Source organism: Haemophilus parainfluenzae (genome assembly GCF_014931395.1).
Taxonomy (GTDB): domain Bacteria; phylum Pseudomonadota; class Gammaproteobacteria; order Enterobacterales; family Pasteurellaceae; genus Haemophilus_D.
Genome location: NZ_CP063120.1, coordinates 879,232 through 903,674, shown reverse-complemented (window position 1 = coordinate 903,674; position 24,443 = coordinate 879,232). Strand labels below are relative to the sequence as shown.

At 40.1% G+C, this 24,443-nt stretch carries 27 protein-coding genes; 8 read left to right on the top strand and 19 right to left on the bottom strand.

All coding sequences use genetic code 11. The features are described from left to right. Positions 1 to 16: 16 nt before the first annotated feature. The 13 genes from fis to menB all read right to left on the bottom strand — a co-directional run bounded on the left by fis (position 17) and on the right by menB (position 11,437). Positions 17 to 316 (bottom strand): DNA-binding transcriptional regulator Fis, encoded by a 300-nt coding sequence (fis, locus tag INP94_RS04430; protein ID WP_005696908.1) that lies wholly within the window; start codon positions 314 to 316, stop codon positions 17 to 19. Then, positions 310 to 1,290, bottom strand: coding sequence for a tRNA dihydrouridine synthase DusB (gene dusB / locus INP94_RS04425; RefSeq protein WP_197544150.1), 981 nt, complete (start codon positions 1,288 to 1,290; stop codon positions 310 to 312). The genes fis and dusB overlap by 7 nt, the downstream gene beginning before the upstream one ends. A gap of 147 nt (positions 1,291 to 1,437) precedes the next feature. Continuing rightward, entirely contained in the window at positions 1,438 to 2,325 is an 888-nt protein-coding gene (gene prmA, locus INP94_RS04420) for a 50S ribosomal protein L11 methyltransferase (RefSeq protein WP_197544149.1), read from the bottom strand. A 12-nt stretch (positions 2,326 to 2,337) separates the two neighbouring features. Next, entirely contained in the window at positions 2,338 to 3,213 is an 876-nt protein-coding gene (locus INP94_RS04415; protein WP_178164316.1) for a DMT family transporter, read from the bottom strand. A 16-nt stretch (positions 3,214 to 3,229) separates the two neighbouring features. Next, positions 3,230 to 4,654, bottom strand: coding sequence for a sodium/pantothenate symporter (panF, locus tag INP94_RS04410; RefSeq protein ID WP_178164314.1), 1,425 nt, complete (start codon positions 4,652 to 4,654; stop codon positions 3,230 to 3,232). Beyond that, positions 4,654 to 4,908, bottom strand: a complete 255-nt coding sequence (locus tag INP94_RS04405) for a YhdT family protein (protein ID WP_014064732.1) — start codon at positions 4,906 to 4,908, stop codon at positions 4,654 to 4,656. The genes panF and INP94_RS04405 overlap by 1 nt, the downstream gene beginning before the upstream one ends. A gap of 116 nt (positions 4,909 to 5,024) precedes the next feature. Further along, positions 5,025 to 5,984 carry a transferrin-binding protein-like solute binding protein gene (locus INP94_RS04400; RefSeq protein WP_197544148.1) on the bottom strand — a complete coding sequence of 320 codons (960 nt, stop codon included), beginning with the start codon at positions 5,982 to 5,984 and terminating at the stop codon, positions 5,025 to 5,027. Between the two features lie 137 nt (positions 5,985 to 6,121). Continuing rightward, positions 6,122 to 7,468 carry an acetyl-CoA carboxylase biotin carboxylase subunit gene (gene accC, locus INP94_RS04395; protein WP_197544147.1) on the bottom strand — a complete coding sequence of 449 codons (1,347 nt, stop codon included), beginning with the start codon at positions 7,466 to 7,468 and terminating at the stop codon, positions 6,122 to 6,124. A gap of 60 nt (positions 7,469 to 7,528) precedes the next feature. Then, positions 7,529 to 7,993, bottom strand: coding sequence for an acetyl-CoA carboxylase biotin carboxyl carrier protein (gene accB / locus INP94_RS04390; RefSeq protein WP_065285856.1), 465 nt, complete (start codon positions 7,991 to 7,993; stop codon positions 7,529 to 7,531). Positions 7,994 to 8,152: 159 nt separating this feature from the next. Further along, a complete protein-coding gene (aroQ, locus tag INP94_RS04385) occupies positions 8,153 to 8,605 on the bottom strand; it encodes a type II 3-dehydroquinate dehydratase (protein ID WP_197544146.1) in 453 nt (150 codons plus the stop codon). A 60-nt stretch (positions 8,606 to 8,665) separates the two neighbouring features. Beyond that, positions 8,666 to 9,655 carry an o-succinylbenzoate synthase gene (menC, locus tag INP94_RS04380; protein WP_197544145.1) on the bottom strand — a complete coding sequence of 330 codons (990 nt, stop codon included), beginning with the start codon at positions 9,653 to 9,655 and terminating at the stop codon, positions 8,666 to 8,668. 61 nt (positions 9,656 to 9,716) lie between these two features. Further along, positions 9,717 to 10,487: a glycosyltransferase family 25 protein gene (locus INP94_RS04375; RefSeq protein WP_197544144.1), complete on the bottom strand. Its 771-nt coding sequence runs from the start codon at positions 10,485 to 10,487 to the stop codon at positions 9,717 to 9,719. Positions 10,488 to 10,579: 92 nt separating this feature from the next. After that, positions 10,580 to 11,437 (bottom strand): 1,4-dihydroxy-2-naphthoyl-CoA synthase, encoded by an 858-nt coding sequence (gene menB, locus INP94_RS04370; RefSeq protein WP_197544143.1) that lies wholly within the window; start codon positions 11,435 to 11,437, stop codon positions 10,580 to 10,582. Positions 11,438 to 11,581: 144 nt separating this feature from the next. Between menB and INP94_RS04365 the strand changes: the two genes are divergently transcribed. Continuing rightward, complete coding sequence (locus INP94_RS04365; RefSeq protein ID WP_080970247.1) at positions 11,582 to 12,151, top strand: DUF5358 domain-containing protein; 570 nt, start codon at positions 11,582 to 11,584, stop codon at positions 12,149 to 12,151. A 190-nt stretch (positions 12,152 to 12,341) separates the two neighbouring features. After that, entirely contained in the window at positions 12,342 to 14,000 is a 1,659-nt protein-coding gene (locus INP94_RS04360) for a phospho-sugar mutase (protein ID WP_197544142.1), read from the top strand. Positions 14,001 to 14,057: 57 nt separating this feature from the next. On the opposite strand, the gene murQ is transcribed toward INP94_RS04360, so the two are convergent. From murQ to INP94_RS04340, 4 genes are all read right to left on the bottom strand, one after another. Continuing rightward, positions 14,058 to 14,966, bottom strand: coding sequence for an N-acetylmuramic acid 6-phosphate etherase (gene murQ / locus INP94_RS04355; protein ID WP_197544141.1), 909 nt, complete (start codon positions 14,964 to 14,966; stop codon positions 14,058 to 14,060). 3 nt (positions 14,967 to 14,969) lie between these two features. Further along, positions 14,970 to 16,088, bottom strand: a complete 1,119-nt coding sequence (locus INP94_RS04350; RefSeq protein WP_197544140.1) for an anhydro-N-acetylmuramic acid kinase — start codon at positions 16,086 to 16,088, stop codon at positions 14,970 to 14,972. Positions 16,089 to 16,213: 125 nt separating this feature from the next. Further along, positions 16,214 to 17,053, bottom strand: a complete 840-nt coding sequence (ygfZ, locus tag INP94_RS04345; RefSeq protein WP_197544139.1) for a CAF17-like 4Fe-4S cluster assembly/insertion protein YgfZ — start codon at positions 17,051 to 17,053, stop codon at positions 16,214 to 16,216. Between the two features lie 8 nt (positions 17,054 to 17,061). Further along, a complete protein-coding gene (locus INP94_RS04340) occupies positions 17,062 to 17,925 on the bottom strand; it encodes a YicC/YloC family endoribonuclease (protein WP_197544138.1) in 864 nt (287 codons plus the stop codon). A 176-nt stretch (positions 17,926 to 18,101) separates the two neighbouring features. Here INP94_RS04340 and INP94_RS04335 point away from each other — a divergent pair, with 176 nt between their 5' ends. Beyond that, positions 18,102 to 19,316: an aromatic amino acid transporter gene (locus INP94_RS04335; protein ID WP_197544137.1), complete on the top strand. Its 1,215-nt coding sequence runs from the start codon at positions 18,102 to 18,104 to the stop codon at positions 19,314 to 19,316. A gap of 42 nt (positions 19,317 to 19,358) precedes the next feature. Here INP94_RS04335 and INP94_RS04330 read toward each other — a convergent pair whose 3' ends face one another. After that, positions 19,359 to 19,994 carry a DUF421 domain-containing protein gene (locus INP94_RS04330; RefSeq protein ID WP_197544136.1) on the bottom strand — a complete coding sequence of 212 codons (636 nt, stop codon included), beginning with the start codon at positions 19,992 to 19,994 and terminating at the stop codon, positions 19,359 to 19,361. Then, positions 19,994 to 20,449 carry a DUF3290 family protein gene (locus INP94_RS04325; RefSeq protein WP_049380160.1) on the bottom strand — a complete coding sequence of 152 codons (456 nt, stop codon included), beginning with the start codon at positions 20,447 to 20,449 and terminating at the stop codon, positions 19,994 to 19,996. The genes INP94_RS04330 and INP94_RS04325 overlap by 1 nt, the downstream gene beginning before the upstream one ends. A 147-nt stretch (positions 20,450 to 20,596) precedes the next feature. Between INP94_RS04325 and nudC the strand changes: the two genes are divergently transcribed. The 5 genes from nudC (at position 20,597) to INP94_RS04300 (ending at position 24,405) form a co-directional block, all read left to right on the top strand. Further along, positions 20,597 to 21,394, top strand: a complete 798-nt coding sequence (gene nudC / locus INP94_RS04320) for an NAD(+) diphosphatase (RefSeq protein ID WP_049380161.1) — start codon at positions 20,597 to 20,599, stop codon at positions 21,392 to 21,394. A gap of 10 nt (positions 21,395 to 21,404) precedes the next feature. Next, complete coding sequence (gene hemE, locus INP94_RS04315; protein WP_197544135.1) at positions 21,405 to 22,469, top strand: uroporphyrinogen decarboxylase; 1,065 nt, start codon at positions 21,405 to 21,407, stop codon at positions 22,467 to 22,469. 11 nt (positions 22,470 to 22,480) lie between these two features. Further along, a complete protein-coding gene (locus INP94_RS04310; protein ID WP_197544134.1) occupies positions 22,481 to 23,071 on the top strand; it encodes a YjaG family protein in 591 nt (196 codons plus the stop codon). Positions 23,072 to 23,208: 137 nt separating this feature from the next. Continuing rightward, positions 23,209 to 23,481: an HU family DNA-binding protein gene (locus INP94_RS04305; RefSeq protein WP_005696943.1), complete on the top strand. Its 273-nt coding sequence runs from the start codon at positions 23,209 to 23,211 to the stop codon at positions 23,479 to 23,481. A 126-nt stretch (positions 23,482 to 23,607) separates the two neighbouring features. Further along, positions 23,608 to 24,405, top strand: a complete 798-nt coding sequence (locus tag INP94_RS04300; protein WP_197544133.1) for a DeoR/GlpR family DNA-binding transcription regulator — start codon at positions 23,608 to 23,610, stop codon at positions 24,403 to 24,405. Positions 24,406 to 24,443 lie beyond the last annotated feature (38 nt).

Below are 24,443 nucleotides of genomic sequence, written 5' to 3'. Positions count from 1 at the left end.
TTTTGCTAAGCTTAAATTAGCCCATACCGTATTTTTTCAATTTCTTACGCAATGTACCACGGTTAATACCGAGCATGTTTGCCGCACGGGTTTGGTTACCGCGGGTGTATTGCATAATCATATCTAACATCGGGTGTTCAACTTCCGCTAATACTAATTCGTAAAGATCATTCACATCTTGACCATCTAATTGTGATAAGTAATTGCGTAAAGCTTGTTTTACTGAATCACGTAATGGTTTGTTTGTTACTTGTGATTGAGAGTTTAAAACTGAAACGGTTAACGCTTCAGACGGACTACGTTGTTGTTCTAACATTTTTCTTTATCCAAAATTGAATTTAAAAAATCTTCCAGCACAATTAATTGCTCTTTCGGTTCATTAATTGCGTTAAAAGTCTGTCTAAAAACGGAATCGGGTTGAATTCCCTGTAAATACCAAGCGACATGTTTGCGGGCTATTCGATAGCCTTTTTGCTCGCCATAGAACTGATGAAGTTCTTGAATATGACGCAAAATATGACCGCACTTTTCACGTAAACTTGGTGTTTGAATTATCGTATCATGTTCTACTAGCGCTTCCACTGCTCGGAAAAGCCACGGATTGCCTAATGAAGCACGACCGATCATTATTGCATCGGCACCTGTGTACTCAAGTACCTTTTTCGCTTTCGAGGCAGAATCAATATCACCATTCGCAATAACAGGAATTGAAATGGATTGTTTGACTGCTCGAATATTGTCGTATTCCGCTTCCCCTTCAAATAAGCATTCTTTCGTCCGCCCATGAATGGTTAAAGCTTGAATACCAGATTGTTCTGCAATTTTGCCGATTTGCACACAGTTTCGGTTTGCCTTATCCCAACCTGTGCGAATTTTCAACGTCACAGGCACATCAACGGCATTCACCACTTCTTTTAAAATTTTTTCCACTAAATCAGGAAATTGAAGCAGTGCAGAGCCCGCTAATTTTCGATTTACTTTCTTTGCGGGACAGCCCATATTGATGTCGATAATTTCAGCACCATAGGCTACATTAATTGCTGCAGCTTGGGCCATTTCTAAAGGATCAGAACCTGCAATTTGCACCGCATTTAGTCCTAGCTCTTCACTATGTGCTAAACGAAGTTTCGATTTCTCTGTATGCCAAACTTGTGGATTAGTGGACATCATCTCTGAAAACGTTAATCCCACGCCATAATGGGCACATAAACGTCGAAAGGGTTGATCCGTGATACCTGCCATGGGAGCCAATAAAATACGATTTTTTAATTCATAAGAACCAATTCGCATTTTATGTTATCCCCAATTACAAGTCCTATCTCCAGCAAGTCAGGCAACAATAGCAACCGACAAGGGGTGCTATATTACGCATTTTTCTTTTTTTTGCAAAGTGAATTTTGTTCAAAAAATGCACTTTTTTTAATTGACAAAAAGAAATTAAGCCGATTTTAATTTACCTGTAATGCGGCACCATTCCTCTTTTACCGCGACAGGATCTAAATCAAAGGATTGTGCATAAGCATCGCATACCGATTGTGCTTGTGTTTCTAAAATGCCGGATAGTCCTAGATCCCCACCCTCTTTCACTAATTGAGAAATAATTGGGTAAAGTTCTTTTAATGGACCCGCAAGAATATTCGCTACAACGACATCCGCTTTTAAATCGGCAGGTTTGTCATCGGATAAGAAAAGCTGAAGACGATCTGCCACCTCATTCTGTTCTGCATTATTACGACTGGCGAGAATCGCTTGTGGATCGATATCAATACCAATCGCATTTTTCGCGCCTAATTTAAGGGCCGCAATAGCAAGAATCCCTGAGCCACACCCAAAATCAATGACGGTTTTGCCTGTTAAATCCAAACCATCTAACCACTCTAAACAAAGTGCGGTTGTCGGATGGGTACCTGTCCCAAAAGCTAAACCAGGATCAAGCATCACATTCACCGCATTTTGATCCGGCACTTCACGCCAGCTTGGGCAAATCCATAAACGTTTACCAAATTGCATTGGGTGGAAGTTATCCATCCATTCACGTTCCCAGTCTTTATCCTCAATTTGCTCAATTTTGTAAGCCGTATTTTCATCTAAATGATGTGCTTGTTTAAGCAAACTCACAATTTCGTTCATATCGGTTTCTGCATCAAACAAGGCAATCACATCAGTATTTCCCCACAAACGCGTTTCGCCCGGAAGTGGTTCAAAAATCGGCGTATCTTGGCTATCCATAAATGTCACCGAAACTGAGCCGATTTCTTCTAAAAAATCGCTAATTTTCTCAGCTTTTTCATTTGTACTATTTAAGCGAATTTGAATCCACGCCATCTTCTTTTCCTTTTAATTAATTTCTTTATGTAACCATCTGGGTAATAAACTTACGCCTAGGGCTGAAACCACAATAATGATAATCCCAAGCGCTGAAACAAGTGAAACCTCTTCGTTGAGTAATAATACTGCCAAAAAGACACCAAAAATCGGCTCAAGTGCGGTCAAAATTCCCGAGATTTTTGCATCCACCGAATTTAAGCCTTTATTCCACAACCAAAAGGCAAACCAACTACATACTACACCGAGATAAATCAAACCGAAGAAACCAAGCCAGTTAAAATGGATATCCCAGTTTTCCGTCAGCAATAAAGTAAATGGCAGCATGGTGATGCTTGCTAACACAATCGAAATGGATGTATAGGCTTGTGCTGAAACCGTTGCCACCACTTTTTTCGTCCAACGCAAACAACAAGCAAACACAATACTTGCCGCCACTACTAAGGAGCAACCCAATAAACTAATTTCACTTGAGCCTTCATTTCCTTGCCCACCTAAAATTAAAATGGCTACGCCTAAAAAGGCAAAAGCCCCACACAACCAATGATACCATTTCGCACGATCTTGAAAGAAAAAATGCCCAATGAAAATCACACATAATGGTTCTAATCCAATCATGGTCGTTGCACTCGCCGCGCTTGTATATTTTAAACCAATGAATCCCAGCAAAAAGGTCGCGGTATAATTGAAAAAACCTAGCCACCAAAGCTGTTTTCGCATCGGTTTAGACACGCCTTTCCAACGACGAAAAAAGAGTGGCATCACAATAATCGCCGCCATTAATAAACGGGCTTGGATCATCAAAATGGTGTCCATCATTGTAAAGGTGTATTTAGCGGCAACAAAGGAACTACTCCAAATAAACAATGCTAGGATCTGGTAAATCATAAAGTGCGGTCCATTTTTACTGTTTTTTTGCGCCGAATTGGTTACCCAAGATGAAAGCAATCAAGCCAAATACAAGTGCAGGTACAATGGCATTAAAACCAAATAGTTTGATACCAAATTGAGTCAGTAGCACATAACTACTTAATCCCACCACCATTGAGCTTATTGCACCTGCTGCATTTGCTTTATCCCAATAAATGCCTAATACAATCACCCAAAGGAATGCTGCTTCTAATCCCCCGAAAGCAAATAGATTCAACCAAATAATCATATCTGGTGGATTGAGTGCAGCGAGAATTAACAACGCAGATAAAATCAGTGTAATGACTGATGAAATACGGCTAATTCGTTTTTCATTCTTCGCGGCTTCTGGTTTGCTTGCAAGATATAAGTCTTTCACAAAAATTGAGGAGGATTGAATAAGTTGCGCATCGACTGTGGACATGATCGCAGACATCGGCGCCGCTAAGAAAATCCCTGCAACAATAGGTGGGAGCACTTCCAACATTAAGGTTGGAATGACTTTATCTGACACCGTTAAATCTGGCACAACAGCACGACCTAAAGCGCCCGCCAAATGCATACCAAACATAATGACTGAAAGGACAATTGTACCAATGAGCATGCCTCGATGTAAGGCTTTACTGTCTTTGAAAGCCATGCAACGCACGGCTGTATGTGGTAAACCAACCACACCGAAACAGACTAGGATCCAAAACGATGCCATAAATTGAAAATCCAGCATCTCATTTGGGCCGTAAGGACTCACTAAACTCGGATCAATTTCAGTTAATTTATTGACCGCACTTTCTACGCCACCGAGATGGTAAACAACCCCGACTAATAGCACGATTGTACCCAAAATCATTACCGTACCTTGAATTGTATCGGTTAATACGACCGCTCGGAAACCACCAATAAATGTATAAATGCCAACCGTTAAGGCAAAAATAAGCAAGGCATGAGTATAAGGAATCCCTATCGTCGTTTCGAGCAATCTTGCTCCACCAATAAATTGCACAACCATGGCGGCAAAAAAGGCAAGCAACAATGCTAGACTGGAAATCCAAACGAAATATTTATTTTTATAACGATAGAGAAATAAATCATTAATAGTGAGCGCATTAGTTTCGCGAGAAAGTAAGGCAAACTTTTTGCCCAATGCACCTAAGGCTAACCACACAGCCGGCACTTGGATCATGGCGAGTAATACCCAACCTAGCCCATATTTATAGGCAGCCCCTGGTCCACCAACAAAAGAGCTGGCACTGGCATAAGTAGAAGCAGTGGTCATCGCAAGGACAAAACCTGTCATGGAGCGATTTCCTACATAATATTCCGTAAGAAAATCCCCTTTACTGCGTTTTACATAAGCAAATAATGCCGCGCCAAAGATGAAGACTAAATAGATAGCTAATGGGAGAATAATACCTAAATTCATTATTTATTCTCCTTTGACTCAACATCTAGCGGGATATCTAAAAAGACAATTTTGACAATCCAATACCCAATGACGACAAACAAAATAGGTAAATAAATACAGGATAATTCAAACCACAACGGAAAACCTATCGGCCCAGGTGAGTCTTTGGGTAAATAAGCACAAACACACCATCCAATTACATAAAAAATAGCTAACCCTAATGCCCAGCGCGCCTCCTTGGCTGCTTGTTTATATCGTTGTGAAAGTTCCATTCTTAGTTCCTGTTAAAAAATTTTATCTATTATAAATCTAAATTAGATATTTATTTCTATCTCAAGTATAAAAATAAAGCAAGCTCAAGGCTTGCTTTTAAATTGACAGAAAATTTCTAATTTTTTCTAGCACCAAAGACACCCATAGCATCTTTTCCTTTGTAAGTTCCTGCGACTTCTTCAGCATCTTTTCCGTAGAACCCACCTTCGGCATGAACACCTTTCTCGCTTATTCCACTAAATTTATTGCCTTGAATTTTGGCAGATAAGGAAACATCATCGAAATGTAGATGAGGAGGAAGAGCTCCCCCAGCAATACCATTTAATACAAGTTCATCTTTAAAGCCTGTTTTTGCTAAAGAAATTGTTCCATTTAATGTTTTATCTGCGAAATTAGCCGTTAATTTTACAAATGATAAATTAGAATCTAAGCCATCAGCCAGCTTCTCTACATGCATACCATTTCCAGTATAATTTGCTGTACCTGATTGTGGCATTTCTGTTGTTGGATTTACACCAAATGCGACATAATAATCAGAACCTAAAGTAGGCTCTGTAAATTTTCCCCAACGAATATTTTTATAGTTTTTACCACTAATAGAACGCAATTCAGGATAATCAGCCTGTAGAACTTCTTTCTCATTAGTTCCAATGAATCCGGGACGTTCGTAATACCCTGATGGAATAATTTCAATTGCTTTACCTTCAACATTAACAAGATTCACGTTATTGTCACTATGTATTTGTCTTTCAATTGTGGTAACTACTCTAGTTTCTTTATTAACTTCAAATCCTACTCGACTAAGAATCATTTGCTCTTCAGATTTTGGTTGCTCAGCTGGTTTTGGTTGCTCAGCTGGCTTCACTGCCTCAGTTGGTTTTACTTGCTCAGTTGGTTTCACTTGCTCAGCTGGCTTCACTGCCTCAGTTGTTTTTACTTGCTCAGTTGTTTTTACTTGCTCAGTTGGTTTTGCTTGGTTTACTGGTTGAGTATTGCTACCACCACTACTTCCACAGGCGGCTAACGTTACAGTTGCAAGAATTGTTAAGCTTAATTTAGAGAGATTAAATTTCATTGTTTTTCCTTAGTAAAAAATAAGCCCAGATTATAAAGGGGTTTAAAATAGATTTTCAAATAAAAATTATAATGGATGAATATAAAATTAATTATGAATAATGAAACGGCCAACCTAATTATGTTAGCCGTTTTATTTTAATCATACATCCCTAATTTCTTCTCTAAGTAGTGGATATTGGCACCACCTTTTTGGAAGTTTTCATCTTCAAGAATAATTTCATGAAGAGGGATATTGGTTTTGATACCGTCAATGATCGTTTCTGATAATGCATTTTGCATACGACGGATTGCTACATCACGAGTATCACCGTATGTGATTAATTTTGCGATCATAGAATCATAATGCGGAGGAACGGTATAACCACCATACACATGAGAATCCCAACGAACGCCTAAACCACCTGGTGAGTGCAAGTGTACCACTTTACCTGGAGATGGTAAGAATGTTTTTGGATCTTCTGCATTGATACGACATTCAATTGCATGACCTTTCACTTTAATATCTTCTTGTTTATAAGAAAGTGGTAAACCAGCCGCAATACGCAATTGTTCTTTCACCAAATCCACACCAGTAATCATTTCTGTTACTGGGTGTTCGACTTGAATACGAGTATTCATTTCGATGAAATAGAACTCACCATTTTCATATAAGAATTCAAATGTACCTGCACCGCGATAGCCAATTTCAACACAAGCCTTCGCACAACGAGAACCAATATCACGACGAACTTCTTCGGTAATACCTGGTGCGGGTGCTTCTTCCACCACTTTTTGGTGACGGCGCTGCATAGAACAATCACGCTCTGCAAGATAGATTGCGTTACCGTGTGTATCCGCTAAAACTTGAATTTCAATATGGCGTGGATTTTCTAAATATTTTTCCATGTAAACCATATCATTGTTAAACGCTGCTTTTGCTTCTGCTTTTGTCATCGCAATGGATTCTTCAAGTGCATCTTCACTACGTACCACGCGCATACCACGACCACCGCCACCGCCAGACGCCTTGATAATAATTGGATAGCCAATACGTTTTGCAATTTCTTTATTTTTCGCGATATCGCTACCTACTGGGCCATCTGAACCAGGTACGCAAGGCACGCCCGCTTTTTTCATTGCTTTAATCGCAGAAACTTTATCCCCCATCAAACGAATAACGTCTGCAGTTGGACCAATAAAGATAAAACCAGAACGCTCAACTTGCTCTGCAAAATCCGCGTTTTCAGAAAGGAAACCATAACCAGGGTGAATCGCATCCGCACCTGTTACTTCTGCTGCAGCAATAATAGCAGGAATATTTAAATAACTTTTTACAGATGGCGCAGGTCCGATACAAACTGTTTCATCTGCAAGTAATACGTGTTTTAAATCACGGTCAGCGGTAGAGTGAACCGCCACGGTTTTAATGCCTAATTCTTTACAGGCACGCAAAATACGCAGTGCAATTTCACCACGGTTAGCAATCACAACTTTTTCTAACATAATAATTTCCACTTGGGTGAAAAAATGGCGAGAAAGCTCGCCATTTCAGATTGATAGGGATTATTCGATAACGATCAATGGTTGATCAAATTCAACCGCTTCGCCATCATTTACTAAGATTGCTTTAACCACACCAGCTTTATCAGCTTCGATACGGTTCATCATTTTCATTGCTTCAACGATACAAAGCGCATCGCCTACTTTGACTGTTTGTCCCACTTCCACAAAAGCTTTCGCTTCTGGGCTTGGGCTACGATAGAATGTACCTACCATTGGTGAACGCACTTGGTATCCTGACACTTCAGCTGCCGGCGCTTCCGCTGGTGCAGCCGCTGCAGGTGCTGGTGCAGCAGCAGGAGCCGCAACCGGTGCAACAGGTGCTGCTGCATATTGAATTGCCGCAGGTGCAACGGCTGGTGCCGCACGACTAATACGTACTGTACCTTCTTCTTCTTGCACTTCTAATTCAGTGATGCCCGATTCTTCTACTAATTCAATCAGTTTTTTGATTTTACGAATGTCCATACGTTCTTCCTAAAAATAATAATGAATTGTTAACCGCACTTTCAGAATGGATTCCCAAAGTGCGGTCATTTTGAAACCTGTTTTTGTGTCGGCAAGATTACCGCAAAATCATGAACTTTGCGATAAATTTCTGCGAAAATCTGTAAATTTTATGAAAATTTATGCTTTTTTATTTAAAAAATCCAATGCAAATTGAAGCGCAAACTCATAGCCTTTTGCACCTAAGCCACAAATCACGCCTTCAGCCACATCACTAAAGTAAGAATGATGACGGAATGGCTCGCGCTTATGCACATTAGATAAATGAATTTCAACAAACGGAATTGACACCGCTAGCAACGCATCACGCAATGCAACACTGGTATGCGTATAAGCTGCCGGGTTAATTAAAATAAAATCCACTTTCTGAAAACTTTGATGAATCTTATCAATTAACTTTTCTTCGCTATTTGCTTGGAAACACGCCAAATTCACATCATGCTGCGCAGCAAGTTTGGTCACATGTTCTTCAATGGCAGATAATGAAAGCGAACCATAATGTTTTGGTTCTCTTGCGCCCAACATATTCAAGTTCGGGCCATTTAACAGCAAAATATTGAATTTTTTTGACATTTTCACATCCTTTAACTTGTGCGAATTATAGCGATTTTTTATGTAATGGTGGTCGTATCTCTATGCAATTTTGGTAATAAATTCTGAATTCAAATCAATTAACGGTAAATCTGAGCCCGGCCATGCTCGTAATACCTGATGTTGCATCAAATTCAATGTATCCAACCCAGGTATTTCATTGGGTGTATATTGTGCTGCAATACGAGCAAGTTGCGTCAATCCAAGGCTACTTTCAATACTCGAGCTGATCACCGCTTTTATGCCTAAGCTATGCGCTTGTGCAATCAGCTTTTGACAATCTTGCAGCGAGCCAATCAATGTTGGTTTAATCACAATGGCGCTTAAGTGCGGTTCTTTTTCTAGAAGGAAGTCAGGCTCTCGCACACTTTCATCCCAAGCAATATTAATGCCTGTTTGAGCGGCAAACTGGCGGCTTTCTTCACGGGTTTTACAAGGTTCTTCCAGAAATTGAATACGTGAACGATGCTGCGGTTTTACTTTCTCCGCGAATTTTAATGCCTTTTCCAAGGTCCATTGACGATTTGCATCTAGACGTAATTGCAAATCAGGAATAGCTTCAAGAAACATATCCGTAATCAAGCCATCACGATTCGCTTCATACATACCGACTTTAATTTTAGCCACTTTGTCACCGGGCATTTGATTCAGTTCCGCATATAACTCATCAGGATCGCCATAGCACAACGGTGCAGTATGATAGTTGCCTTCCTCATTTAAATAACGCTTCATCTCATCCATCGCCGTGCTAATACCGAAAGCAACGGAAGGATAGCAACCGTCAAGGGGCACTCTTGGCGCTTCACAGCTCGCATGACACCAATTCGTTAGCCATTCAAGTGCTTGCTCTTGCGCTTGATCAAGGGTTTCTTCGCTAAACCCTGGTAAAGGTGCGATTTCTCCCCATCCATCACGGCTACAGGCAACACGTACAATCAAGCCTTCTCGACGTTTTAAAAAACGCCCACGCAAGATTAACTGACTATCAACGGGAATAGAATAACGATAAAGATTAAATGATTTGGTTTCCATCTTATTCTCCTTGATGGTAAAAGTGCGGTTAAAAACACACAGATTTTTAACCGCACGTATTCTATTTAAAAGGCACTTGTTTCATAAATAATTTACGTTTTACTCTCATAAATTCGTTTATGATTCTTTCAAAGACTGAAAATTTCGTTTGATTTTCACAAACCGACTCTCGACCTTTTTGCAAACTACTTTCAAAAGGCTTATCCGGATTCACAACAAAATCTTGCACACAAATCCCTGGTGAAAGCTGAACCACTTTATAATCCTTTAAATTCAAAAAATGCTCAAAGATAAGAGAATCAATGGCCACTTCAAGGGGTTTATTTTTCACCTGTTCGAGAAGATATTTAGCGCCTTTCGCTGTCACGGTATAACCCGCCGTTCCTGATTGCTTAAATGTTATGGGATAAATCTTTCTATCATACTTTGCTGGTCTAGGCGCGCGAAATACCATTCTTCCATTAGCTTCAAGCTTCAATACATCAATATCATCAGGCAAATAATCAACTTCTAACAGCTCTTTTGCATTCTCGCCTAAGTAAACATCATCTTCAAAAATATTGATATAATCCAAGCTCTTTTCTAATGCTAAATTCCATAGTGAGATATGACTTAACGCACAACCGATTTCCCCATCCCATAATTTAGCTTCTGAAGAGCGATCTAAAATAATATTAAATTTCTTTGCAACATCCTCAATACGATCTGGTGTCTCTGCATCAAAAAATGAAAAAAGGATATTTTGCCGACCAAATTCTTGTTCAATATGTTTGCGACGTTTTGTTTCTCTGGTTAAGCTAATCACATAATTATGTTGTTTTACACAGGACATAAAATAATTCTAAAATATGAATAAGGATTGAGATATATCACGACAAGGCGGTTAAAAACACACAGATTTCTAACCGCACTTTTATGTTCAAATTAAGGATTGCGTCTAAATTTGCTGAAGTCTGGTGCGCGTTTTTCGTTGAACGCGTTACGACCTTCTTGTCCTTCTTCAGTCATATAGAACAACATGGTTGCATTACCCGCTAATTCTTGTAAGCCAGATTGGCCATCGCAGTCTGCATTCAATGCAGCTTTCAAGCAACGTAGCGCAATTGGGCTATTACGTAACATTTCACGGCACCAACGCACAGTTTCTTTTTCTAAATCAGCGTAAGGCACAACAGTATTCACTAGGCCCATATCTAATGCTTCTTGTGCATTATATTGGCGGCATAAGAACCAAATTTCGCGGGCTTTTTTCTGCCCCACTAAACGTGCCATATAGCTTGCACCCCAGCCACCATCAAATGAACCGACTTTAGGACCAGTTTGACCGAAAATCGCATTGTCTGCCGCAATAGTTAAATCACATAACATATGAAGTACGTGCCCCCCACCAATTGCATAACCTGCGACCATTGCCACCACTGGTTTTGGACAAGTACGAATATCACGTTGAAAATCCAATACATTTAAGTGATGCACACCGCTTTCATCTTTGTAACCGCCGTAGTCACCACGAATTTTTTGGTCACCACCAGAACAGAATGCTTTTTCGCCTTCGCCGGTTAATACAATCACACCGATTTTTTCATCGAAACGTGCGTTAGAAAATGCATGGATCATTTCTTTGACTGTTTGCGGACGAAATGCATTACGCACATCCGGACGGTTAATCGTGATTTTTGCAATACCATCAGTCGATTTGTGGAAACGGATATCAGTATAACCTTCGCTATGGTCAACCCACTCAACTGGTGCATATAAAACATCATCTTTTGGATTTTGCATTGTTCTTTCCTTTATAAGTGTAAAAAGTGCGGTCATTATAGCGGAAGTTTCTTACTTCAGGAAAGAAAATCAACTACTGAAGACTTTACAATTATGTCGTTATTGTTAAAATTCCGCCATTCCAACTTTAGTAAGGAAATTTAAGTGAAAAAAATTATTTTTTTAAGCAGCATCATGTTATTGAATGCTTGTAGTTTATTTGGTTCATCGCAATCAACTATTCCTGCTGAATTCGCACAAGCAGACTATCTCCTATCTGATGCCAATGCAAAAACATGGGCTGTAGCAAGTAAACAAGCTGAGCAATGTATCTATCCAAATTTAACTCGCATTCAGCAACAACATTTTGCCAAAGAAGATAGCTATATTCATTCCCAATATGTCTTTTTCTATCCGTTAGAAAAAATCATCGGTGAAGATTATGTAAAAATGATTCAAAAAGATGAAAAATCGATGAATTATGCAACCTATCAATTTAAGAAATTCCGCGCAGAACTTGGTGATGTCGATGCATTAGAGCCAAAAGCTTGCCAAATCTTACGTACTCAGGCAAAAGAAGACTTAGATGTAGTGAAAGGCCAGTATGTAAATGGCATGGTAGATGAAACGAAAAATGATGACGGCACATTGAAGAAAACGGGTGATGGTATTGCAACCAATCAAAACAAATTCTTCTTTGATATTATAAAATGGGGTTCTGCCCTTCTTCTCTAATTTTTATTATTTTATATAAATTTATATCTCATTCACGGCGTAAATATTTTTTACGCCGTTTTTATATCAAGAGAAAACGGTTGCGATCAAAAAAAGCTTAAATTTTCAGTAAAAAAGCAAAATAGTCATTTAAATTAAAGCCATTTTCAGCTAGTCTAACAAGAATTAGTTTTTACAAGGAGAAAACATCATGACAACGCTTTTTGATATTGCACAAAACTGGTTAAACCAAGATCCTGATGCAGAAACTCATGCAGAATTAACCGCACTTTTAACGGCGGCGAAAAACGGTGATGAAAAAGCAAAAACTGAATTACAAGCGCGCTTTAGTGGTCGTTTACAATTTGGTACGGCGGGGCTTCGTGGACCATTACAAGCTGGCCCTATGGGGATGAACCGTGTATTAGTAGCTCAAGCTGCCGGCGGTTTAGCGGATTATTTAAAAGATTATGACAAACAACCTTCTATCGTGATTGGTTATGATGGTCGTAAAAATTCTGATGTTTTCGCACGTGACACTGCTGAAATCATGGCGGGTGCAGGTGTGAAAGCTTATTTACTTCCACGTAAATTACCGACTCCTGTATTAGCTTACGCAATTCAATATTTTGATACCACAGCAGGTGTGATGGTGACAGCAAGTCACAACCCACCAGAAGATAACGGTTATAAAGTGTATTTAGGTAAAGCGAACGGTGGTGGCCAAATCGTTTCTCCTGCTGACAAAGATATCGCCGCATTAATCGACAAAGTCGCCGCAGGCAATGTAAAAAATTTACCACGTAGCCAAGATTATGTGGTATTAGATGATGAAGTAGTTAACGCTTATATCGAAAAAACCGCTTCTCTTGCTAAAGAACCTAAAGCAGACATTAACTACGTTTATACCGCAATGCACGGTGTAGGCTATGAAGTACTAAGCAAAACCTTAACCAAAGCGGGGCTTCCACAACCTCATATTGTGGCGGAACAAGTATGGCCAGACGGCACATTCCCAACAGTAAACTTCCCTAACCCAGAAGAAAAAGGGGCATTAGATTTAGCCATTAAAGTAGCAAAAGAACACAATGCGGAATTCATTATTGCTAATGACCCAGATGCAGACCGTTTAGCGGTGGCTGTTCCAGATGCACAAGGTAACTGGAAACCTTTACACGGCAACGTAGTAGGCTGTTTCTTAGGTTGGTATTTAGCAAAACAATATCATGCAAAAGGTGAGAAAGGCGTATTAGCTTGTTCTCTAGTGTCTTCTCCAGCGCTTGCTGAAATTGCGAAAAAATACGGCTTCCAATCAGAAGAAACCTTAACCGGTTTCAAATACATCGGTAAAGTTCAAGGCTTATTATTCGGTTTCGAAGAAGCGCTTGGCTACTTAGTTGACCCAGATAAAGTACGCGATAAAGACGGTATTTCTGCCGCTATCGTGTTCTTAGATTTAGTGCGTCACTTAAAAGCACAAGGTAAAACATTAGCGGATTACGCCAATGACTTCACACAAGAATTCGGTGCTTATGTAAGTGGTCAAATTTCTATCCGTGTAAGCGATTTATCTGAAATCGGTAAATTAATGACCGCACTTCGTAACACGCCTCCAGCTGAAGTAGGTGGTGTTAAAGTGGCACAATTCATCGACCACACTAAAACTGACCGCCAAAGCGACATCCTTGTATTCGTATTAGAAAACGGTAGTCGTTTAATCGTTCGTCCATCTGGTACTGAACCGAAAATCAAGTTCTATCTTGATGCTCGCGGTAAAGATCCAAAAGACGCGGATCAAGTTTTAGCACAATTTGATGAAGGCGTTCGTCAAATCCTTCGTCAAGATGCTTACGGCAAACAAGATTGCTAATTGAGCAAACTATTAGATAAAAAACGCTAGGTTTGATGCCTAGCGTTTTATTTTTGCTTATTTCAATGCAAGTTGTAACTTGCCCTGATGTTTTTCCAATAAAGTCTCTGCTTGAGCACGATCTAATCCACTCAGAATCATCATAATCGCTAATTTCGCATTTTGATCAGCCTGCTTTAAAGTCTCTTCTGCGAGTGTTTTATCACAATCCGTGGCTTGCATGACGATACGAATGGCACGAGCTTTCAGTTTTTCATTACTTGCCTGAACATCCACCATTAAGTTTTGATAGCATTTACCCATTAAGATCATAGAAGCCGTAGTGAGCATATTCAGTACTAATTTTTGAGCGGTGCCCGATTTTAAACGACTTGAACCAGTCAGTACTTCTGGCCCCACTACCGTATCAATAGCAATATCCACAATATTCGCCATCGCTGAATTCGGATTACTTGCAATCGAAGCGGTCACTGAACCTAAACTTTTCGCATATTCCAATGCACCGATCACATAAGGTGTTCGGCCACTTGCAGCAATACCCACCAACACATCTTTTGAGGAGAAGTGAATTGTTTGTAAGTCAACCACAGCTTGTGCTTTACTGTCTTCCGCCCCTTCAATTGGATGACGCAATGCACGCTCACCGCCTGCAATAATACCTTTCACCATTTCAGGTGACACGCCAAATGTTGGTGGGCATTCAGAGGCATCTAATACCCCCAATCGACCACTGGTCCCTGCGCCAATATAGACTAATCGACCGCCTTGTTGAAATGCAGCAACAATACATTCGACTGCTTGGGCAATTTGAGGTAAACATTTTTCAATTGCCAAAGGCACTTGTTTATCTTCCTCATTCATTAACTGCACAATTTCCAATGCAGACAAGCTATCTACATGCATGGAATTGGGATTCCGTTGTTCAGTAATTAAAGTTGAAAGGGTTTGTAATAAATTCTCTGCCATGGTTTATTCCTTTGGAAAAATCGCCCCTAAACTGACCGCACTTGTGGCCCCCGTCACACTCGGCAAATTAGCGGGTAAATTATGCATACGACGATAAGCCAACCAAGCAAAAGCCGCAGCCTCCACATAATCGATATCAAGTTTTAATTCAGTCGTCAGTTGAATACGCCAATTTGGTAATGCTTGTTTTAAACCATTCATGATCGCCTGATTTTTAGCGCCACCGCCACAAACAAGTAATCGACATGGTAATGTCGTCTGAATATTATTAAGGGCTAAAACAATACTTTGCACGGTAAATTCAGCCAAAGTGGCTTGCACATCTTGTGGTAAAAGTGCGGTCGTTTTGCCTGCTATTTTTTGAATTTTATTCTCTAGCCAAGCCAAATTAAATAATTCACGCCCTGTGCTTTTCGGTGGTGGCAGTTGAAAGAAATCTTCATCTAATAATGCCGCTAACAAATCTGAATTCACTTGACCTGAAACCGCCCATTCACCATTTTTGTCGTAAGCTTTGCCTTGATGCTTTTCGATCCATTGATCGAGCAAAGTATTACCCGTTCCCGTATCAAAGCCAATGACAGGCTCTTCGGGTATCAATAACGATACATTACTAATACCGCCAATATTAAGCACCACCGTTGCCCAGTGAGGATCAAAAAAGACCGCTTGATGAAAAGCGGGTACCAAAGGCGCGCCTTGTCCACCAAACGCCATATCTTTACGGCGCAAATCGCCAACGACCGTAATGCCTGTTTTAGCCGCCAATAAATTCATATCACCGATTTGCATGGTAAACGGAAATTGACCTTTTGGGGAATGCCACACTGTTTGACCATGGCAGCCTATTGCTTCGATCTGCTCAGGTTTTAACTGGTATTTATGTAAAAAGGCATTTACGCAATCGGCATAAAGCAAGCCAAATTGATGATCGAGTTCACCCAATGCTTGTAATGATGTTTCACCAGATTGAATAAGTGCGGTCACTTTTTCGCGTAAATTTGCCGGCATCGGCGTAAAATCTGCTGCAATTAATTTGGTTTGATTCGATTGGATGTCAGTAAGGGCAATATCCACCCCATCAAGACTAGTGCCAGACATGATGCCAAGATAATAAGTCATAGTGTTCAATTCGTGAGTTTTTCAGAATTATAGCGGATTTTAAAAAAATAAAAAAAGAGAGAACATTGCGGTTCTCTCTTCTCATCATAATGATGCTTATAAAGCATCAATGACTAAATCGTTTTTTAGCTATTGATGGAATAAGGTAACGGTTCAATTTTTAGAACGGTTCCATCTTCAGGTAAACGGAAATGCGTTCCTTCTTCTAAATCGTTATTCATCACCACGTGTAGCCATAAAACACCGTCAAAATTGACCGCACTTACGATCGTACCGGTTTTACGCCAAGCTGTTTCTAACTGCATTTCTATTTCGCTGCCGATTTTCGGTGTAACCGTGGTTTCCCCCGAAAGCACATACATTGCACGTTTATTGGCGCCACGGTATTTGGCTCGTGCGACAGTTTCTTGCCCGATATAACAGCCTTTAGTAAAAGAAATCGCTTGTTCGATAGCTTGTAGATTTAATGCCTGCGGGATAAATTCATTTTGTGTTTCCGTGCTCAAGCTTGGTAAGCCCGCTTGAATATCCGCACAAAGCCATTGTTTTTCATCGCCATTAAAGGTGACATCTAACGGTGTAGGATTGATCAAAATTGCACGGTTTTCATCAATATCTAATTGAATCTGCGCGTGAATTCGACCGCACTTTTCACCAATCAAGCCGACAATTTGCCAATCCAATACTTGAAAGGTCACTTTTGAAAACACCGCGTATTTTTTTAAATGATCGAGTGGAGCTAATAAAGCTTTCGGCATTAAAATCAAAAACTGCTCTGCTGAAAGCTTAATTAAGCGGAACAACGAACTCATTTTGCCTTTAGGATCGCAATGTGCTGTAAGCGTTGAAGCGCCAGCTGCTAAATGCACCACATCACAAGTTAATTGGCCTTGCAGATATTTCTCTGCATCCACGCCCGCCACTTCCACCAAATCATAGTGGTTTAATGAAATAAATGTTGCCATGATTTTTCCTATTCAAGGTTTTGAATTTGTTCACGCATTTGTTCAATTAATACTTTCAACTCCACAGCAGAAGCGGTAATATCGGCATTAATGGACTTTGATGCCAACGTGTTCGATTCACGATTCAGCTCTTGCATCATAAAATCCAGTTTACGGCCCACTGCCCCGCCTTTTTTCAAGATATTATTGGTTTCTTTCACGTGCATTTGCAGACGATCTAATTCTTCCGCCACATCCACACGTTGCGCCAGTAAAATCATTTCTTGTTCGACTCGTAGTGGATCGAGTTGAATCTTCGCTTCTTCAAAACGTTGCAATAAACGTTCACGCTGCCATTGTAAAACCGCCGGCATTTGTGACCGCACTTTTTCAGCTTCTGCAGTAATACCATCAAGACGTTGTTGAATAATGGCTTGCAATTTTTCGCCTTCACGCCCACGCATTGCAATGAATTCCACCAACAACTCATCAAAAGCTGTCAACAAATCTTGACTGATAGCATCTAAATCTTGCTCAGCCGCTTCTACCACGCCGGGATAACGCAATATGTCCGCTAAATTGATTTCGCCCTCACCAGCTTGTGCCTTAATCCATTGTAAAGATTGAATAACTTGATTCGCTAATTCTTTATTTAAATTGAGCTCAGCCGCCGCTTGTTTTTTGCTATCAATACGCAATGAACATTCAATTTTACCGCGAGTGAGATTTTGACGAAGTTTCTCACGCAAAGTATTTTCTAAACCTCGGAATTGCTCCGGCAAGCGGAAAAAGTTTTCCAAATAACGTTGGTTAACTGAACGAATTTCCCAAACTGCATCGCCCCAATCTTTCTTGATTTCAAGGCGTGCAAAGGCTGTCATACTATAAATCATAAGCGCTCTCCTACTATTGTCTCTCGTCTTAATTGATTTGCCGGTTATTTTATCGGGAAAGTGCGGTCATTTCTACCGTACATTTTGTAGAAGAAATTTGTTTTCTCCACTTTACACACTGTAAAGATTAAAATACAATCATCGTAAATTAATTATTACAATCAAAGGAAAGTAAAATGAACAAGACTGTGGGAAGCACCTTACTTGTTGCAGGAACCATGATTGGTGCGGGGATGTTGGCAATGCCGCTCACCTCTGCAGGGATTGGCTTAACGGCGACGGTTTTCTTATTAATTGGCTTGTGGGCGGTACTCACATTCACCGCACTTTTATTCGTGGAACTGTATCAAACCGCTGACAGCGATGCGGGGATCGGCACACTTGCTGCACAATATTTTGGTAAAGCAGGGCGAATTATTTCCACTGCTGTTTTAATTGTCTTTTTATATGCCTTAATTGCTGCTTATGTAAGTGGTGGTGGTTCCTTATTAATGGATTTACTCCCAGCCATGGGGGATAAAGACACCATGAACAAAATCGCGGTGCTTGTATTCACCATTTTCTTCGGTAGTTTTATTGTCATTGGCACACACAGTGTGGATAAAATTAACCGTGTCCTATTCTTTGTGATGATTGCCACTTTTATCTTAGTGCTCGCATTAATGTTACCAAACATTAAATTTGATAACTTAATGGCGATGCCGATTGATAATGCCTTAATTATTTCTGCAAGCCCTGTATTTTTCACAGCATTTGGCTTCCACGGTTCGATTCCTAGCTTAAATAAATACTTAGACGGTAATGTGAAATCCTTACGCATTGCGATTTTAGTCGGTTCTGGTATCACGTTATTTGCTTACTTTTTATGGCAACTTTCTACGCACGGCTTACTCAGCCAAAATGAGTTCTTACAAATTTTACGTGAAGACGCCACGTTAAATGGCTTGGTGAAAGCAACCTTAGAAATCACCCAAAGCCCAATTATTGCGAATGCGGTAAAAATCTTCTCCACTTTAGCATTGGTCACTTCATTCTTAGGGGTGGCATTAGGTTTATTAGAATGTATTGAAGACTTGCTCAAACAATCTTTTAATATTCATGCAGGGCGCATTTCATTGGGTTTAATGACCTTTATTCCACCAGTGCTTTTCTCCCTTTTCTATCCGGAAGGTTTTATTCTCGCTCTGGGTTATGCTGGTCAAATGTTTGCGTTCTACGCAGTGGTTTTACCGGTAGCATTAGTTTGGAAAGCACGTGCGATTCATCCTAACTTGCCATACAGAGTGTGGGGCGGTAAAGCATTGTTAGTACTTGTATTGGTGCTTGGGGTGATGATTACTTCAATTCCTTTTGCCATCCGAGCGGGTTATTTACCTTTTGTTGTCGGTTAAAATGAGCGAAAAAAAGACCGCACTTTTAAGGTGCGGTCTCTTTTATTTGTTTTCATATACATGTGCCACTAACTGACCATTCAAGTATTCGCCAATATACACTTGCTCAATCGTTATGTTCTGTTTTTCTAACTCAGTTTTAACCCATTCTTCATCACGATCAATAATTTCTAAAACATCATCATCTAATTGTCCATCAACAATTAATGGATAACGTAAGTTATCATCGCCGTATTGAATAATCGAGAGTTGCCCATTTTGTTCGAATACCGCACGTTTAACCGTTTTGATTTCATAAATACCGGCAGCACGTAACTTAAACATGAGGTCATTAGCAGTAATACTGTGTTTCATACATTCAGCGGTTTTAACCTTACCGTTTGAAATCACCCAAACAGGTTTACCATCAATCAAAGATTTAACTAATTTGTTATGATTTTTGATAAAACGGAGGGTAAAAACCAATAATGTCCAAAGCACGAGCACGAGAGAGAACTGGAATACCCCAATACTATCGCTATAAATCACACCACCAATAATGCCACCTAGCACATAGTTTTGTACCTGATCCATCGCGGAAGTCGGTGCAAGGTTACCTTTTCCCATTAAGTTAATTTGGAGTACCAGTCCAATAATACCCATGGCCAATTTCAAGCCTAATAATGTGTAGCCATCCATTATTTATCCTCCTTATCAATCACAGTAACATTAGGGTTTACTAAGTTAATTGGGGATAAGGTATACGCTGAAAAATCATTATTAAAATGGACTTCGAAATACTGATCCCGAATATTTAAAATCATGCCGTTCGTTAATGTACGGCTATTGGTACGAATATCTTCTTTCTGTAAATTTTGACTATCTTTCACCGAATTTAAAAATGTCACCAGGCTAGAGATATCAGCTGCATAGACTTCATTTCGCTCATATTGCTTATATTGCACACCGAGCAAGAAAATAATTAATAAAAGAAAGATAATACTGAGATCGCGATATTTGGTTTGTAACCGATGACGTAAATATAAGCTTGTCACCACAAGCAATGCACCTAACGAGACAAAAATGGTGATATATTTAAAATAACCTTCAAAAGACATCGCATTTTCTAAAAAAGCAAAAGAGAAAAAAGTCATTTGTCATTCCTAATTTTAAAGAGAAAAACAGGTTACTACTGTAGCACAACGAAAACTGACTAGCTATTTTTATCACAGAAATTAAATTCGTTTTTCCGAAAAATCCCTTTTATAATGACCGCACTTTTGAAACAAAAAGAGAAAAATATGAATGCAATTCAGCCCGAAGATCAGGGATATTGGCTGCTCACCAAAGGATCGACACTTTATTGGCAGGAAAATGATCTGCCTTTCGGAACAGCAAAGGAACTCGGCCTCACAACGCAAAAAGCAATGTTGCTCGGGAAATGGAAATCACAACCTTTATGGCTTGTGGCAGAAAATGATCAAGATGAACGAGAATACCTTTCCTTACGGAGTTTGTTGTCATTACCGACTGAAGATTTTCATTTATTAAGCCGAGGCGTGGAAATCAATCATTTTTTGAAAACCCACCAATTCTGCGGAAAGTGCGGTCAAAAAGCGGAACAAACTCACGATGAGCTAGCGGTTCAATGCACAAGTTGTGGCTATCGTACTTACCCGGTTATTTGCCCTTCGATTATTGTCGCCGTTCGCCGTGGCACAGAGATTTTATTAGCCAACCATAAACGCCATTACACGCCAGGCAAAGCAGGTATTTACACCACGCTAGCCGGTTTTGTAGAAGTGGGTGAAACCTTCGAAAATGCGGTTCATCGTGAAGTGTTTGAAGAAACGGGTATTCGCGTGAAGAATATTCGCTATTTCGGTAGCCAACCTTGGGCATTCCCGAATTCACAAATGGTGGGCTTTTTAGCTGATTACGACAGCGGAGAAATTAAACTGCAAGAAACAGAACTGCATGATGCACAATGGTTTTCTAGCGCTGCCCCCTTGCCAGAATTACCGCCAACAGGTACTATCGCACTCAAATTAATTAATGCTACGCTTGAGCTTTGTAAAGCGGAGCAAAAAAATAAATAAAGGAAAGTCCATGTCTGAATTAAAAAATGATCGTTATTTAAAAGCCTTATTACGTGAACCAGTGGATATGACCCCCGTATGGATGATGCGCCAAGCGGGACGCTATTTGCCTGAATATAAAGCAACACGTGCAGAAGCGGGCGATTTTATGTCTCTTTGCCGCAATGCGGATTTAGCTTGTGAAGTTACCTTACAGCCACTTCGTCGCTATGCTTTAGACGCGGCTATTTTATTCTCAGATATTTTAACTATTCCTGATGCAATGGGCTTAGGCTTAAGTTTTGGTGCAGGTGAAGGCCCGAAATTTGCTCGTCCAATTGAAAACAAAAGTGCGGTCGAAAATTTACCGATTCCTGACCCTGAAGGCGAACTCCAATATGTGATGAATGCTGTGCGCACAATTCGTCGCGAACTAAAAGGCGAAGTGCCACTGATTGGTTTCTCTGGTAGCCCGTGGACCCTAGCGACTTATATGGTTGAAGGTGGGAGCAGCAAAACCTTCAATAAAATCAAAAAAATGATGTATGCCGAACCGCAAACTTTGCATCTTTTATTAGATAAAGTGGCGGATTCCGTGATTTTATACTTAAACGCACAAATCAAAGCTGGTGCACAAGCCGTCATGGTATTTGATACTTGGGGTGGTGTGTTAGGTCATCGTGAATATTTAGACTTCTCTCTGCAATATATGCATAAAATCGTCGATGGCTTAATTCGTGAACACGATGGTCGTAAAGTGCCGGTGACTTTATTTACTAAAGGCGGCGGTTTATGGTTAGAAGCCATGGCTAATACGGGCTGTGATGCGCTAGGATTAGACTGGACGGTTAATTTGGCTGATGCGAAAGCACGTGTGGGCCATAAAGTGGCACTACAAGGCAATATGGATCCTAGCGTGTTATATGCACCAGCAGATCGTATTGAGCAAGAAGTGCGGTCAATTTTAGCCGATTTTGGTCAAGGCAGCGGGCATGTATTTAACTTAGGCCATGGAATCCACCAAGACGTGCCGGAAAGTGCACCAAAAATCTTCGTGGATACTATCCATGAGTTCTCTAAAGCCTATCATAAGTAAGCGAGAAAAAAATGCGAAATCCAATTCACAAGCGTCTCGAAAATGTTGAAAGCTGGCAACATCTGACCTTTATGGCTTGCTTATGCGAACGCATGGCACCGAACTTTGCCCTGTTTTGTCAAATGACCGAACAGGAACAAGCAGAAAAGACCTATCACAACATTTTAAATTTAGTGTGGGAATTTCTAACCGTTAAAGGGGCGAAAATCAATTTCGAAAACCAATTAGAGAAGCTCGAAGAGATTATTCCTGATGTGAATGATTATGACTTCTTTGGTGTGGTACCTGCTCTTGATGCTTGTGAAGCGCTAGGTGAATTATTGCATGCAATTATCGCAGGTGAGACCCTCGAAAAAGCGATTCAAATCAGCCAAATTTCATTAGGCACCGTTTGTTCTTTGTTAGAAACTCAAGAAAATCGTGATCTTTCTGAGACTGAGCTGAAAAGCCGTAAAGAAATTGAAGAAGAACTTGACCTTCAATGGCAAATCTATCGACTACTCAAAGACTGCGAAAAACGCGATGTAGACTTGATTTTATCCCTCCGAAACGAGATCAAACAGGAGGGAATCTCCAACATTGGTATAAAAATTGAGCAATAACGTGAGATTTGTCACAATTTTTACAAATCGAGCTTTTATTTCCCGCTCAGTTAGATTAGACTTTGCCAAGCCGTAGCAGTTAAAAGCTACGCTTATTTAAATAGAGTCAATTTTAATTTAACAGAAGGTACAAATTTATGAACAAAACAGATTTAATCGATGCAATTGCAAGTGCAGCTGAATTAAACAAAAAACAAGCTAAAGCTGCATTAGAAGCGACTTTAGCTGCTATCACTGGTAGCCTTAAAAAAGGTGAACCTGTTCAATTAATCGGTTTCGGTACATTCAAAGTAAACAAACGTGCAGCACGTACTGGCCGTAACCCACAAACTGGTGCAGAAATCAAAATCGCAGCATCTAAAGTTCCTGCATTCGTATCTGGTAAAGCATTAAAAGACGCAATCAAATAATTTGTCTTAAAACGGATTTTAATTAAACCCTGCTTTGTCAGGGTTTTTTGTTACCTAAATTTTAGCTTTACAATCATTATTTTGCCGATATAATTCCGAACCGAAACTTATTATGGAATATAAATAATGAAACGAAACATTCAACACCGAAACATTCAACACCGAAATACTCAACAACGCAGACATGCCATCATGCAACTTCTGCAAGAACAAGGTGAAGTCAGTGTAGAGCAACTCGTACAGTTATTTGACACCTCTGAAGTGACGATTCGAAAAGATCTCACTGCATTGGAAAGTAATGGTTTCCTTCTTCGTAAATACGGTGGTGCCATTTTAATGCCACAAGAAATCATCGAAGAAGAACAAGATGATGAACTTTCGCAACGAAAGTTAGTCTTAGCAAAGGCAGCTGCAGAACGTATTCGTGATCACAATCGCATTATTGTGGATAGTGGCAGCACAACCGCCGCCTTGATTAAACAGCTTAATCGTAAACAAGGCTTGGTTGTGATGACGAATTCGCTTTCGGTGGCCACCGCATTACGTTCACTCGAAAACGAACCGACACTCTTAATGACGGGAGGCACTTGGGACACGCGTTCTGAATCCTTCCAAGGCAATATTGCCGAGCAAGTGCTACGTTCTTATGATTTTGACCAATTATTTATTGGTGCTGATGGCATTGATTTAGAACGTGGTACAACGACATTTAATGAGTTGGTTCGCTTAAGCCAAGTGATGGCGGAGGTATCTCGCGAAGTGATTGTGATGGTGGAATCACAAAAAATTGGCAGAAAAATGCCAAATGTGGAATTAACCTGGCTGCAAATTGATGTGCTGATTACCGATAACAAATTATCTCAGGCTGACAAAGAAGCCATAGTGGCGCAAGGCGTGGAAGTAATTTGTGTGGATGTGACATAAAGTGCGGTCAGAAAAACAAGACTTTTAATTTTATTAAA